This is a genomic window from Streptomyces sp. NPDC005017, assembly GCF_042873115.1.
GTDB lineage: Bacteria > Actinomycetota > Actinomycetes > Streptomycetales > Streptomycetaceae > Streptomyces.
In genome coordinates this window covers 37,629-51,916 of record NZ_JBIALD010000039.1, presented here as the reverse complement: position 1 = coordinate 51,916, position 14,288 = coordinate 37,629, and the positions used below count along the sequence as shown (strand labels likewise).

Sequence of the window (14,288 nt, the reverse complement as noted above, 5' to 3'; positions counted from 1 at the left end):
CTCCGCCACACCGCCCGAAACCACCTGCGGCCCCTCACCGCCCTCGGCCTGGCATGACGAACCCGGACACAACATCACTTCTCAAAGACCCTGGTCGTCGACCAGCCGGCTTCCATCGGGGCCCTGCCGCTGGCGGTCGCCCAAGACTCGGGATGCCAGGTCGCCTACCTGCCCGGACTCACGATGCGGCGGATCGCCGATCTTTATCCCGGGGAGGCGAAAACCGACGCCCGCGACGCGTTCATCATCGCGGACGCCGCCAGAGCGATGCCCCATACCCTGAGGACGATCGATCCCGCGGACGAGACCGTTGCCGAGCTCTCGATGATCGCCGGGTTCGACGACGACCTGGCGGGCGAGTCCACCCGGATCGCCAACCGGCTTCGCGGCCTGCTCACCCAGATCCACCCGTCCCTGGAACGCGTCCTGGGCCCGCGGATCCAGCACCCGGCCGTGCTCAGACTGCTGGACCAGTTCGGCTCCCCGGCCCAGATCCGCAAGGCCGGACGCCGTCGCCTCTTGGCCCTGATACGTCCCAAGGCGCCGCGGATGGCCGAGCGGCTGGTCGAGGACATCTTCACCGCACTCGATGAACAGACCGTCGTCGTCCCGGGCACCGACGCGGCCGCGCTGATCGTCCCCAGCCTTGCCAGTTCCCTCCGGTCCGTCCTTGACCAGCGCAGACTCCTTGCCGCCCGCATCGAGGAACTCCTGGAGGCCCACCCTCTTTCCCAGGTCCTGATCTCAATGCCCGGCATCGGGATCAGGACCGCCGCCCGCATCCTCATCGACGTCGGCGACGGCAGCGGCTTCGCCACCGCCGGCCACCTCGCCGCCTACGCCGGCCTCGCACCCGTGACCCGCAGTTCCGGCTCTTCCATCCGCGGCGAACACCCTTCCCGGCGCGGCAACAAACAGCTCAAACGGGCCTTCTACCTCGCCGCGTTCGCCTCGCTCTCCCAGCCCGAGTCACGCGCCTACTACGACCGCAAACGCCGCGAGGGGAAACACCACATCGCCGCCCTCGTCGCACTCGCCCGACGCCGTATCGACGTCTTGTTCGCCATGCTCCGCGACGGCACCTTCTACCAACCACCCACACCGGCTACGGCTTGACGAAAGCCATAGAGGCACCTTTTGCCGCCCGGACGCTGACGGAGTCGATCGCGCACCGCGACCAGTCCAGCTCGCCCCGGGCGCCGAGCTCGTCGAGGATGACGCGGTGCAGCCGGGCCCAGACGCGGTTTCGGCTCCACTGAGCGAAGCGCCGGTAGACGGTGGGCCAGGCCGGCCCGAACACCGGCGGCAGCTGCCGCCACGTGCAGCCCGAGGTGGCCACGAAGATGATCGCTGCCAGACATTCACGGTCCCCGGCCCGCCGTCTCCCGCCGCCCTGCGGGCGTATGACCTCCGTCGACGGGACCACCCGCCGGAACAGCGTCCACAGTTCGTCCGGCACCAACCGCTCCACTAGATCAGTCATGCACGGCTCAACGAGCGAGCACGCCATTAGAAACGGCCTCTAACTACCCGGCCTTGGGGGAAGCTTCAGCAGACAACTGCTGAGCAGCGACCGTTCCTCACACACCTCTACTCAACATCTCGAAGCGTGAAGAACGGCCGCCTCCGCTGCCCCGGGAAGAACGCCAGCTCCACAGGCCGAGTGACCCACGAAATTGAACGTCAGCCTCAGAAGTCGTGGAGCACTTCTTCCTCCTCCCGGTCTGCACGCCTTCCACTCACTTCCCCCGGAGTCCACTGCACACACTCAGGACGCATTCCTGTGCGCACGCGACAAAACTCGTCGAGAGCCGCCTTGACCTCGTCGATCAGCAGCACGCTGCGAGATTCAAAGAAGTATGGCTCACCGGGTTCAGCAACAACCTCCGTCTCGCCACTCGGTGGGTGCGGGTTATCCGAGACCCAGATATTTGCGAGGACTTCGTCTTCTTCGGCTCCTGGGTACTCCGCGGTGACGAACCAGATAAGTCCGCCGTAGCCGGTCTCCTTATTCAGCGAGACTATGAGAGTGTTGGTAGGCATGTCTGCAGGGTCCACAATCCGGTGATCCGACCAGGAAAACCATGCATTCGTGCCAGGAGACACCCATTCACTCTCACGGTCCCATCCTCGCAGAGAAGAGATAACTTCGGCTACGACAGCCGAAATCTCGGCGTCCGTTTCCGCGCACCACCGGCGGCCACCTGAAGCAACATTAAGAATCATGATGCTCCAAACTTTACGCCGACGAGCCGGAGCGGTCAAATCATCCGGTGTGGGGTGGGCCATTTCCAATGAGGGGGATCATGGCTGGCCCTCCTTCACCTGGGAACCATACCTCCATCCTATACCCCTTTGGAAGAATAGCCTGAACGCTTGTCAGGCAATTGTAGTCGCCGTTACATATCCCACCACTGTGGTTGATGACAACTACAGTATTCTTCTGTTTCAGCCGGTTCCTGATGAGCCACGCATACCTGGTCTCCACGTGGGTGACACTGGGATGCTCTCCCTGACCTCGCGACCCAGGCATAGCCACCCCTCGTTCGGCTAGATAGTCCTGGATATCGCTACTCGTCCGCGACCGCCCTGAGGAAATCTGAGGGGCAAGCTCTGTACCATCCGAACTGAAGAGCCCTCCAGTGGTCGTCTTGTTTGAATCACTCCGCTTCGGAAGCGAATCCATGTATTTCTTGGCCCACGCCGGGCAATTTGAATTGTGAACCAGGACCGGCGTTTTACCGACTAGCACATAGAACGTGTGAAGTGCGTCTACTGTGAGATTAAAGGTGCGACTATGCTTGACATAGGAGCGATTTGCGGTTACTTCAACCGCGCTTCCGTCATTAGATAGCAGCGTCATACCGGCTTTGAGCTTGGCAGCCGGGACCCAGGCCCCTTTAGCCGGTGACCAGAACGGATGCTCGTGCGTCGCAGCGAGTTTTCCCGTTCCCATCTTGGTTGAGATGGAGAGTTCGTTGAACTTCTTGTCATCTTCGGTGACGATGACGCTGGTAACTTCCTCACTCACTGTGCGCCCCGTTTCGGGGTCAGTAGCGAGGACCTTATCGCCGAGTTCAACGTCTTCGATGTTCTTCTTGGAATCATCGGCCATAGCGACCTTGGTTCCAGAGAGGAAGCACTTGCAGGATCTTGTGAGCGCCCCGCGAATCATACGCTGGGCAATCCCCTTCGAGAGACCGCCCAGATTCGCAACCATGGAAAGCGCATCAGCCGCATCTCTGGTATTCTGATACGCTTGGGAATCTGTATCTATTCCATGAGATTCGACTATGCCTTCATAGGCATCCTTTATGCCGCAATCGGCACCAAACCAGCACCACGGCTCCGTGGCCTTTTCGATGAAGTCCAACCAGCTCACGGCGCTGCCGCCTAGGCCGGCGACCCCGTCTTTCCAATCGCCCTTGGCCCGAGGATCCGGCGGTTCCTGTGACGCACACGACGGGACCCATGCCTTGTCAGCGATAGCTCCGCTGCACCCACCGCCTCCGCTGGAGGCATAGTTGGCGCTCCCCATGGTGGACATTCCGCCAGAGGAGCTGCCGCCACTGCCGCCGCCACCCCCGCTGCCGCCGCCACCGCCACCGCTCGGGCAGTCAGGCTCCCCGCCGCCGCAGGCGAGTAGCAGCCCCGTGGGATCCGAGAAGGCGACTGGATTGTTGTTGCTGTAGGCATATCCATTGATCTGCTGCGGGTCCTTGAGGTCGCCAATCGGGTCAACGCTGACGAACCGCCCGTTGTCTCTGTCATACTCGCGGGCTCCGAGGTGAACAAGGCCGGTCGGATCTTCAATGCCTCCTACAAAGCCCTTCTCTCCGCGCCAGTTGGTGGGCTTCGCGCTGCGGTCTTCACCGAACGGCTTGGTAGGGCGGCGGGTGAGAACTTGGGTGGCGGCGTCGATCTGGAGGCTGGCTGTTCCGTGGTAGTCGGTGAACAGCCAGACCAGGGCGTTTGGGGTGCGCATCGCCACCGTCTGACCCGCGTGGGTGTAGTAGCGGGTGGCCGTAACGCTGCCGCTTGCCTTGTCAAGACGCAGTTCGGTCTCGGCAAGATAGAGGGTGGTACCACTAGGATCCCGGCGAATGAGCCTGTTGCCGTCGCCATCGTTAAGGAACGTGGTGGCGGCACCACTGGCTTCGGTCACCGATTCCAGACTGCCTTCGACGTTCCAGTTAAGCGTCTGGGTGGTGCCGTTGAGGTTACGGGTCCTGGTGGCTCCGTTCTCCCAGTAGGTGTAGCTGTTGCTCGTCTGTGTGCCTGCGGCCTGACTGGTGACCGTTGAGTCAAGGGCGTGCGGGCGGGTCTGGCCTGCAGTCTTGTACGTGTAGGTGGTAGTGGCGGGACCGCCTGACGCAAGGTGGTTAATGGCAGTCTCGCGGTTCCCCGCAGAGTCGTAGGCGAAGCTCTGCCAGTAAGGTGCGCGGCCTCCGACGGTGGAACTGCCGGGAGCGGTTGTGCAGTCGCCAACAGCGGTCCAGGCGATCTTCAGGCGCCGGTGGCCATCGTATGCGAAGCACTGCTTGTCGCCGGGGCTCGTGGAGCGGTCGTCGATCTCGGCCGGGTTGCCAGCCTGATCGTAGCGATAGTAGACGTCAGCGTCTGTTCCGGTATGAGTCTCGGAGACAACAGTCTGGCGAGCCAGGCGGCGAGTGCCGTCCTCGTAGGTGTAGTTGACGTCGGTCCAGTCGGCGGCGGAGGACACGCCAAGGGTGGTGCGGATGTGCTCACCGGCGGGGAGGTAGTCCGTGTTCTGGACAACGCCCGTCAGACCCTGAAGGGCGTCAGGGAGCCGGGTGGGCGTGTACCCGTAGGTGAGGGTTTCGGCAGCCAGTCCTCCCATGGCCGGGATTGAGCGCTTTTGCAGGGTGCCGTCGAGGTTGTAGACGTTGTTGATGATGTAGTAGCCGGTGCCAGCCAGAGCTCCTTCCTTTGTGCTGATCGTGTACTGCTCTTTGAGCACCCGATAGAGCTTGTCGTAGTCGGCATTGGTCTTGGCATACACATCGCCGCTCTTGCCGCCGACGTATCGAATTGAGGAGGTGAGGTGTCCCTTGGCGATGGTGTCGTAGGACCATCGGGCCAGAATCTTCGCGTCGTCCGGGGTGGGCGTTCCGCCTACAACTGGCACCTCCCCGTCAACCAGGGCCGTCCGTCGACCGAGTTCGTCGTAGGTGTAGCCCCGCGTTCTGTTGCGCGCGTCGGTTGCCGCCACGACCTGGTCAAGTTCGTTGTACTTGCTAATGGACTGTCCAGCATCGGGGTCATTCGCGGTGGACTGTCGGCCGAGGAAGTCGTATCCGTAGGACCAAGTGTTGCCGTCGTCGTCCGTGACGGTCTTGAGGCGGTCTGCATGATCGTAGGTGTAGCGGAACGCCATGTAGGCTGCAGTGACACGGTTTCCGTCGTACTCACGCTTCTCAACCAGGCGCCCTCGACCATCGAACTGCTCACGCACTGCGGAAGCGCCGGTGGGCGGCTCCACCGTAGTGGCATTGGCGTCATAGGCGGTCGTGGTTCGTGAATGCTCCTGACCATTGACCAGGTTCACCTGCACCGTGGCTCTGCCTGCGCCGTCGTACGTGGTCACGGTCCCGCCAGGTGAGGCCGTGGTCAGCACTTCCAGGGCACCGCTAGGTGCCTTGGTGTCAATGAAATCCGCAGCGGTCTCTACGGCCAGACCGCGGGTGTTGTACTTCGTCTCGGAAATGACACGGCCGGTGCCGGTGGCAGCTGGCCTTTGCACCTGCCGGGGTCGCATTAGTGCGTCATAGATTGCATATTCGGTCTGGTAAGTGGTGCCGTCGTTGTTGAGGGATTTGGTGGCCACCCAGGAGGCTGCGCCGGACTGCACCTTGTACTCGAACTTACGGCTGGGCGTCTGCCCGGCCGAGCGGTCACGGTCCGCCAGCCACACATCGGTAAGGCGGCCAAGTGCGTCGTAAGCGAGTTCGGTGCGGTTGCCGTTGGGGTCCGTGCTGGCTGTGTTAACACTCCAGTCTGGGGCGTGATTGGTGGTGACGGCGTGGCCCTTGGCGTTCGTCTCAACCGTCTGAGTAAGGGGACCACCATCGGCCGGGGTGTAGTCGATGTGCTTCGTTCTGATGCCCTTGGCATTCCAGCTGTCGGTGGGCCGTCCCAGGGCATCAAACGAGGCAGTACTGACCGTCGTGTACTGGCCGGCTCCATCCGCGGCGTAACCCGTGAGACGCTCAGAGCGTGTGACATCACCGTTGACTGGAGTTGCGCCGTATGCCTGGTTATCGTACGCGCTGCGTACGTCTGAGATAAGGTCCGTCGTGTCGGGGTCGTTGGTGCGGTTGGGAGTTGCTTGACAACCGGTGGAGACCACCTCAATGCGCTTGGGGTAGGTCAGCATCCATCCAGCCGTGTTGGTGGCGTACCAGGTGCGGGTGCAGTTCTTGGTGCCGCCCGCATCGGTCTCGACGGTCAGCGGCATGCCGCTGGTCGTGTCGTAGGTGCTCGAGGTGCTCGCCGTGATGTAGGTGCCGTCGTTCTGCCGTGTGCGCTTGACCTCGGTGCCGGTGCGCACGATGTGGCCGCGGACGGTGCCGTAGGAGTGGCTGTCGCTGGAGGTCTGGTGTGACCAGGGGGTGACGACGGTGGCCGCAACCTCGGCACCGGTGGTGCCGTTGTAGGTGATCTGTTCACGGAGCTGGCCGGCGAACTGCTCGGAGTCGGTCTTGGCCACGCCTTGCGAGTCGGTGATCGTCTCGGTGCGGGTGGTGCCGTCGGTCTGTTTGTCGCCGTGCATGCCGCGGTAGTACAGCGCGGTGCTCTTCGAGCGGGTGCCGGAGGCTTCACCGATGGTGGTGGTGACGGTGTTGTAGCCGCGCCAGATGCCCCAGGTGCGGTACTTCGCCGGGGAGATGGGCGACTGGTCGTCGTACGCCCAGGCGCCGCCGCCGGTGTAGGTGTAGTTGGTCTCCTTCAGGGGTGCGCCGCCGGTCGGGTCGGATTCGAGGACCTGGGTGACGACGTACTTGTGGAAGAAGTCCGTGCGCGGCTGCGGGTCCTCACCGCCGGTGGGGTTGGTCGGCGGGATCCACTTGACGGGAAAGCAGCGCTTGGTGTTCTTGTCGAGCGCGGTGGGCAGATTGGTGTCCGCTATGCACTCAGGGTTGGAGTAGTTGACCGTAAGGACCGAGCCCGTCTCGGACTTGACCTCACGCACACGCCACTTGATGTACGGCACGACGTCGTCGCCGGTCTTGTCGACGCGGTTGTGCATCTGGACACCGGAGAAGGTCACCGCCGGCAGGGTGATCGGGGTGGATCCGGACTTGCCGGTGTGCTGGATGCTCTTCAGCCACAGGCCTGGTGCGGAGCCGTCGCCCGGATCGGGGAAGGAGTGCTCCATGTGCCAGGCGTTGACGTCGCGGTAGTCGGTGTCCACGCCGGTGCCGGTGCCCTTGTACACCTGCGTGGTGACGTCGGTCAGCCGCTTGCGGGTGAAGAACGACGGCGCGTTGCGGTCGGTGCACACGGTGCTGGCGGCGCAGATCTGGTCGAACGGCACGTCGGGCCAGGCGGCCTTGTTCGTGGACGTCAGGCTGGTGCAGGACTCTCCGCCGGACACCGGGATGCAGCGCTCGGCGACGGTGAACTTCACACGTGCGGCTGCGGGCTTGGTGTAGACGGAGTCGGAGCGCTGGCCGTAGTCGATGCGGCTGAGCCAGCCGCCGCGGTGGTAGTAGGTGCCGTTGCCGGTGGAGGCGTTCTTGGCGTAGTAGTTGCCTTCCTTGGAGTACCAGTAGCTGGTGACGTTGCCGTGCGGGTCGACGACGTAGTCGAGGTTCCAGCGCCAGGCCTGGAGCTTGGCCCGGTTGGCGAAGGTGGTGCCGGCGGAGTAGCCGGGCTCGCCGGTGTCGTCGCCGAAGACGGGAACGACCCAGACGGAGTTGGTGACCGGGTCGTCGGCGGCGGTGCCGTGGTCGGACCAGCCGGGCAGGCGGTTCTTGCCGAACACGTACTGCGTGCCATCCGTCGCGGTGATGGTCCAGTGCTCGCCCTGGTCGCCGCCGGTGCCGATGTCGCCGTCGTCGCCGTTGACCGCGCCGGTGGCGAGGGTGACCTTCTCGCCGTCGTCGTTCTTCAGGTGCCAGCCGTTCGCGTCCTTGATCAGCGGGCTGGACTTGCCGTTCAGGACGACGGAAGCGTTGTGCTCCTTCCAGCACAGATCCGCCTTGTCGTTCTGGCCGTCGTCGTCGCAGGAGGCGTAGGAACGCTCGATGTACGAATTCGGTACATCGAAGCCCTCTCCCACCCACGACGGCTGGCCGGAAGTCGCGGAGGTGCGGCCGTCGACGCTCTGCGCGGAATAGCCCAGCGACACGGACGGGCTCGACCCGGCCGGGGCGGGGACCGCGTCCATGGGGTAGGACCAGGTGAAGTCGCCGTTGGAGCCGCCGCCCGCCCAGGTGGAGGACACCGACAGCGGGGTGGCCGTGTAGCTGCCCTGGTCGGAGGAGGCTCCCGCGGCCAGCGCCACGACCGTGGTCGTCGCGGCCGCGCTGGTGGCCTGGCGGGTCGTGACCTGCGCGGTGAGGGTGCCGTTCCCGGCGTCGTTGCTGGTGGGCAGGACCCTGGAGGTGCGGCACTGCGGCTTGCCGGGCGTGGTCAGCGCGCAGGCGGGCAGTTCGACGGCGCGCAGGCGCGAGGCCCAGGCGCCGCCGTAGGCGTTCGCGAAACCGCTGTAGTCCACGCTCAGCGACATGCTGGAGGCGCCGGTTCTGCCGTCCGAGCGCTGCACGGACAGCACCAGGCCCTCGATGCCCAGCTTCTTCGCCAGCCTGCGGTCGGCGACGGTCACCTTGGCCCGGGAGGGGGCACGCCCTGCCGGGGTCTGCCTGGCCTTGGCCTTGGTGGTAATCCGGGGCTGGGCCGGAGCGGCCAGACTCACCGGCAGGCCGCTCGCCTTGGCCATGCGGCCCGCGGCTGCGGAGAGTTCCACGGTCGCGGAGCCGGGGGTGGGCCAGAGGGGTTTGGCGGCGGCCTGCTTGCGGGTCCTGGCTGCGGCCGCGACGGCCGGGTCGGTGCTCTTGTCGGCCTTGGCCTTGAAGACGGCAGCCCTGCCGTACTCCGGCTCGGGCAGCTTCGTGTGACTGCGGCCGGCGGCCTCCTGGGCGGGGGCGGCACCGAGCAGGGTAGCGATCACGGCTGCGGTGACGGGAAGGCTGACCGCTGTCAGTCTGCGCCTGCCCGCCCGCTGCCATGACCACGAGGACAGCGCGAATCTGCGCCTGTTCACAGTGGGGTTCCTTCAGTCGTCAAACGAAACGGTGTGCCGGGCCGGGAACGGCCCGGCACACCGCGAGGGATCACCGCTGCACCCCACGAGGGTGCAGCGGGTGTGATGTGTCGGTCAGCCGATGTCGATCGGCGGCTCGTCAACCGTCGCCAACTGAGTGATGTCCTGCTCCGACAGCACGCCGGTGTAGACGCGCATGTCGTCCAGCAGGCCGGGCAGGGAATTGCCCAACGTGCCGTCGCTGGTACGGGAGCGACCCATCATCAGCGGGCCCGTGGGCTGGAAGGTCCTGGCGATCAAGACGCCCTCCTCCGGGCCCTCCCGCCCGCCACTGACGTAGAGCTTGGCGGTCTGCTTGGCCGAGTCGTACACCCCGACGACGTGCACCCAGCCGGTCGGGGCGTTCACCTCGTCGGAAGACACAACCTTGTAGCGCGTGGCAATGGCGTCCGTCTGATAGCTGCCGAAGTTCCAGACGCCTGCCGCCTGTCCCGCCTCCTGCTGGTACCACAGGCGGAAGGAGTTGCCCGCGACACCGGGGTGGGCGATCACCGTGAGCGAGTGTGTGCGGGTGGTGTCATCCAGACGGCCTTGGGCCTCGAGATCGACCCATCCTGCGACCGTGAAGCTGCCGGACTCGTCCATCGGGACGGTGGCCGTGACATGACCGCCTGCGGCTTCATCGAGCTCGACGGCATTGCCGCGATCGGAGTCATCGGTCGTGGTGAACTTTGCGCCGGGCTGCAAGGTGAGCGTGTGGCCGCGGCCACTGGCGTCGGTGGCTGTGGTGCCGGAGAGCTCGTCCATCTTCCAGTGGGCGAGCAGTTCGGCCTGGGGCAGTCCGGTGGTGGGGTTCTCCATGTTCACCAGGTCGGACAGCTCGTCGGGGAAGACGACCCGGTTGTACGCCTCGATCTGGTCCAGATCGCCGTTGAAGTAGGCGGCGGGGCCGGCCGTTCCCTTCGTGCGTCCGATCTCGAACGGGCCGTTGGCCGCCCACGGCACGGTGTAGGGGACAATGGCCTCGCGTTGTCCGTTGATGTACAGGCGCAGGTGCTCGAGTTCCCGGTCGTACACGGCCAGCAGGTGCGTCCACGCCCCCTCCACCGGAGAGGTGGTGGAGGTCGCCCGCACGATGGTCGCGCCGGAGGAGGCGTCCTGGTCGTAGCGGTTAAACACCCACTTGCCCACCGAGGGCGAATAGTACAGAGCAAACCCGGCGACGTTGACGCCGTTCTGGTTGGCGACTGTGCTCATCAGGTCGGTACGCGACAGCCTGGCCCAAGCGGAGATGGAGAAGCTGCCCGTGGTGTCCACGACCCTGCTGGCAGTGGCCGCGTAGCTGCTTCCCGTGCCCCGCCATGCGGCCTTGTTACGGCCCTTGGCCGCCCAGGATGCGGTGTTCAAGGCGAGCGGGTGGCTTGCGCCCCGAGCGTTGGCAGCGGTGGTGCCGCTGTTCTCGTCCAGCGACCAGGCCCCGACCGGCGGCGCCGGCTTGGCGACCTTGAACAGGTAGTCCTTGGTCGTGCCTCGGTTGCCGGCAGCGTCGTACGCCCACACTCGCAGCGTGTTCGTCATCCGCTGGGTCGGGGTGACGGAGACTGTGTGGCTGGCGGTGTTTGTACTGTAGGTGGTGTCATCGATCATGAGGCCGTTCAGCTCGACGACGTAGCGGCGCACATCCGTGGCGGCGACAGCAATCTTGAACTCGCCGGTCATGCCTACGCTGCCGGTCTCGGGTGAGCCGCCGCAGGTCGTCTCCGCGCACTCCGGATAGACGTTGTTCACCGACGTCACCGTGGGCTCGGGCGGGCCCATACTGTCGATCTTGAAGTAGCAGGAAGCGGACCAGGGGCCGTACAGGTACTGCGTCGTCCCGTCGTAGGTGACCTTGTACTGCGTGCGGGCGCGGAAGTGGTAGGTCTGCTGGTTGGTCAGGGTCGGCTGCCACGTGCCGGCAGTGCCGCTCGCGGTCCACGCGGTGGGCAGGTGCGTCTGGCTGGGGGTCGTGCTGCTGCCTGTGTAGAGCTCGAACTGCGGGCGCAGCACCGCCTGCGAACCGTCCGCTGACGTCGGGGTGGCGGTGAACCGAGGGGTGGTGTCCCGGATGTAGGGCGCGGAGCTCGAGGCCGAACAGGCGATGTTCGGATCCGAGATCTTGACATACGACGGTGCTGCGGTCGGGACGCTGACGTACGTGATCGACAGCTTGGGCATGCGCTCGGCGGTGACGCGGTCGTCCTTGGGGGACATGAACTGTTTCCACGCGAGCGGGTCGCTCTCGTCCGCGCGCAGGCCCAGCGTGGTGGTGGTGCTCTTGGCCTTGGCCGTGTAGGCCACGGCCGCGGTGGCGTCGAACTCCACCGAGCCGTCCGGGCAGGAGGAGGAGAAGCCCTTGGCCGCAGACACGGTGTCCACAAGCGCCTGCCACGACGGCTGGCTCGACCACGTGCGGGCCGAGCTGATCGTGGACGTGCGCCACAGCTGAATGTCCTGCTTGGTGCAGTTTGCGGACCAGATCTCGTAGGCCGAGAAGTCGGCGCCGAGGATCTTCTTGCCGGCTACCGCCCGGGTGTCGAACTGGAACAGTGCGCGGGACTTCTTGTTGTCCACGTAGGCGTCGTAGCCGACGCCGAGGGCGTGGCTGGTGCCCCAGAACGAGGTCGTGGACAGGTTCGACCACAGCGTGGTCCAGCCGGTCAGCTTGGCGGACACGGTCGGCGGGTCGATCACGACCGGGTAGGAGGTGTCGGGGTCGGTGAGGAAGTCTTGGTCCGGCACCACTGTCAGCCGGTCGGCGGCCAGGGTCGCATCTGCCACTGCGGTGCGTGACTGGGTGTCCGGGGTGACTGCGTCGACCGGGTCGACCGCGGCGGATGTGTCGGCGTCATCCGCTGGGCTGGCCGAGCCCATCATGGTGGCGGGTCCGGCGTTCGTGTCGGTGGGTGAGTCCCACATCAGAGGGGAGCCGCTGATGAAGGACGGCCGGCCGCCTTCGTCGACCAGCGCTGTCACACCGTCAACGGTGCGGGTCTGCAGGCCTTCGGTGCGCACCGGGTAGTCGATGCTGCCCAGGGCGGCCGCGGCCTCGGGGGTGTGCACGACGAGGTTCTGGGTGAAGCCGTCCGGCAGAACCTGCACCACCAGGTCCACGTCCGGACGCACCTGCCTGTACACGGCGTGCGAGCCGTCCAGCACCGGCTCCGGCAGCGGCCACGGCGAGAACACCTCATAGGCCCGCCCGTTCCGCTCGAGCCGCACCAACGGCTCGTCGGCGCCGCCGCCGGACAAGGTCATCTCTTGCGCGGCCTTCGGGGCCAGGGTGCCGTCGGCCTGCCGGACGAGGCTGGTGTCCACCGGCGTCCACACGCCGTTGTTGCGCACGCGCTCCGCCACCGAGGAGGACTCCGCGGTGAACGTACCGTCCGGATTCGCGAAGACCTGGTTCGTCTCCGTCGTCAACCCCTGCACCACGACCCGTCGGCCGGTCTCGGCCGCCTTACGGGAGGCCTTGAGCTCCGGCGATTCCTCCGGAAGCCCGTCGTCCTCCCAGAACGAACGGCTCTCGGCCCCATCATCCGCCGACTGTGCGGAGGACGCGCCGACGCTCGACTCAGCACCGCCGTTCCCCTCGGCGGCACCCGCCATGGCTGAGCTGCCGCCCAGCAAACCGGCGACCACAGCCGCGGACAGCGCGGCCCCGATCGCACCTGAGACCGGCCGCCGCAAGCGGCGCCGGTACTCCCCCACTGTCATAGTCCAAACCCCAACTGCCCGCGAAAACCTACAAGTTGAGGCAGGTTAGAGATCGAGTAAGGAAACGATCAAGAGGAAGGAATCAGCTCAAGTGGGTACTTGCACGAACAAAACTGACGCCACATCAGCTGTGAAAAGAATCGCCGATGTTCCATACAACCATTACCGATGTTCCGCACAGCAAACACAAAGGCCGGCTTTGGGGGGAGCGCCCTCGGCGCACTCGGAGTATGGGCCGACACGTCCCCGCCCCTCACCTCCTTCATCCACCGGGCACCCGCTCCTACCAGCTACCCCATCGGCCAGCGCCAATGGGAAGCACGCGACGGTGCAAACGAGCGAACCGGACCAACACGGCCGCGGAACGCCTCGTCCGGTGTCCTCCCCCTCGGAAGTACGAGCGCCAGGCGGCTAGCATCGCCCCGCTGCTTCGGTCCTCCCTGATCACACAACTCAGGGACCGGCATTCCACCTGGGGGTCTCACACATGGGCAAGCGTGCCGCCACGACTGTCGTCGCCTCACTCACGGTCCTGAACCTGAGCGCGTCCACAGCCACAGCGGAAACCCGCGAGGGCGACACGCAGATCCTGGCAGCCTCCGTCAACGGCGGCCGCCCTCTCGTGATCGGAACCCCCGCGGAAGCATCCTTCACCGCGACTGTCACCGCCAGCGATCCCTCAGGGATCGACTACATCGACGCGCTGCTGTACCGGGGCCCCTTCACCGCCCCCACCGGCGCCCTGGCGGCCGCAGTCAAGCACCCGTGCACCACGGTCAACGCAACAACGACACGGTGCTCCTTCGAGTTCGTCATGGGTGAGAACTGGCTCCACAACGGCGACGCCGGAACCTGGCGCCTCTTCGTCGACACCGCCGCACTCGACGGCGACTACCACCGAAAAGCCGCAGCGTCCGTCAGCGTGCTGCGCACCTCGAAGGTGACGGCCAACGCCGCCCCCGAACCCGTCACCAAGGGCAAGCCGATCACCGTCACCGGCGCCCTCAGCCGCGTCAACTGGAACGACGCCCGCTACGACCGCTACGCCAATCAGCCCGTGCGTCTGCAGTTCCGCACCCCCACCGGCACGTACGCCACCGTCAGAACCATCACCGCCAGTCCCACCGGCTACCTGAAAACCACCGTCACCGCCACCCGCGACGGCTACTGGCGCTACAGCTACCCCGGCAACACCACCACCGGCCCCGCCAACGCCCCCGGCGACTACGTCGACGTAAGGTAG

General features: G+C 65.5%; 4 protein-coding genes and 2 pseudogenes. 2 read left to right on the top strand and 4 right to left on the bottom strand.

Annotated features, from left to right (window positions below):
- Positions 1–75: 75 nt before the first annotated feature.
- Positions 76–1,116, top strand: a pseudogene (locus tag ACFYR0_RS35690) (IS110 family transposase); the annotation flags it as partial.
- Positions 1,117–1,132: 16 nt separating this feature from the next.
- Here ACFYR0_RS35690 and ACFYR0_RS35685 read toward each other — a convergent pair.
- The 4 genes and pseudogenes from ACFYR0_RS35685 to ACFYR0_RS35670 all read right to left on the bottom strand — a co-directional run.
- A pseudogene (locus ACFYR0_RS35685) lies at positions 1,133–1,483 on the bottom strand (transposase); the annotation flags it as partial.
- 206 nt (positions 1,484–1,689) lie between these two features.
- Entirely contained in the window at positions 1,690–2,226 is a 537-nt protein-coding gene (locus ACFYR0_RS35680; RefSeq protein ID WP_389337825.1) for an Imm1 family immunity protein, read from the bottom strand.
- Positions 2,227–2,266: 40 nt separating this feature from the next.
- Entirely contained in the window at positions 2,267–9,289 is a 7,023-nt protein-coding gene (locus ACFYR0_RS35675; RefSeq protein ID WP_389337823.1) for a DddA-like double-stranded DNA deaminase toxin, read from the bottom strand.
- Between the two features lie 114 nt (positions 9,290–9,403).
- A complete protein-coding gene (locus tag ACFYR0_RS35670) occupies positions 9,404–13,045 on the bottom strand; it encodes a LamG-like jellyroll fold domain-containing protein (protein ID WP_389337820.1) in 3,642 nt (1,213 codons plus the stop codon).
- Between the two features lie 487 nt (positions 13,046–13,532).
- On the opposite strand from ACFYR0_RS35670, the gene ACFYR0_RS35665 reads away from it, so the two are divergent.
- Positions 13,533–14,288 carry a calcium-binding protein gene (locus ACFYR0_RS35665; protein WP_389337817.1) on the top strand — a complete coding sequence of 252 codons (756 nt, stop codon included), beginning with the start codon at positions 13,533–13,535 and terminating at the stop codon, positions 14,286–14,288.

What these genes read in the sequence shown, in the direction of transcription:
- ACFYR0_RS35680 (WP_389337825.1), bottom strand. Translation starts at nt 2,226, where the DNA reads ATGATTCTTAATGTTGCTTCAGGTGGCCGCCGGTGGTGCGCGGAAACG.
- ACFYR0_RS35670 (WP_389337820.1), bottom strand. Translation starts at nt 13,045, where the DNA reads ATGACAGTGGGGGAGTACCGGCGCCGCTTGCGGCGGCCGGTCTCAGGT.
- ACFYR0_RS35665 (WP_389337817.1), top strand. Translation starts at nt 13,533, where the DNA reads ATGGGCAAGCGTGCCGCCACGACTGTCGTCGCCTCACTCACGGTCCTG.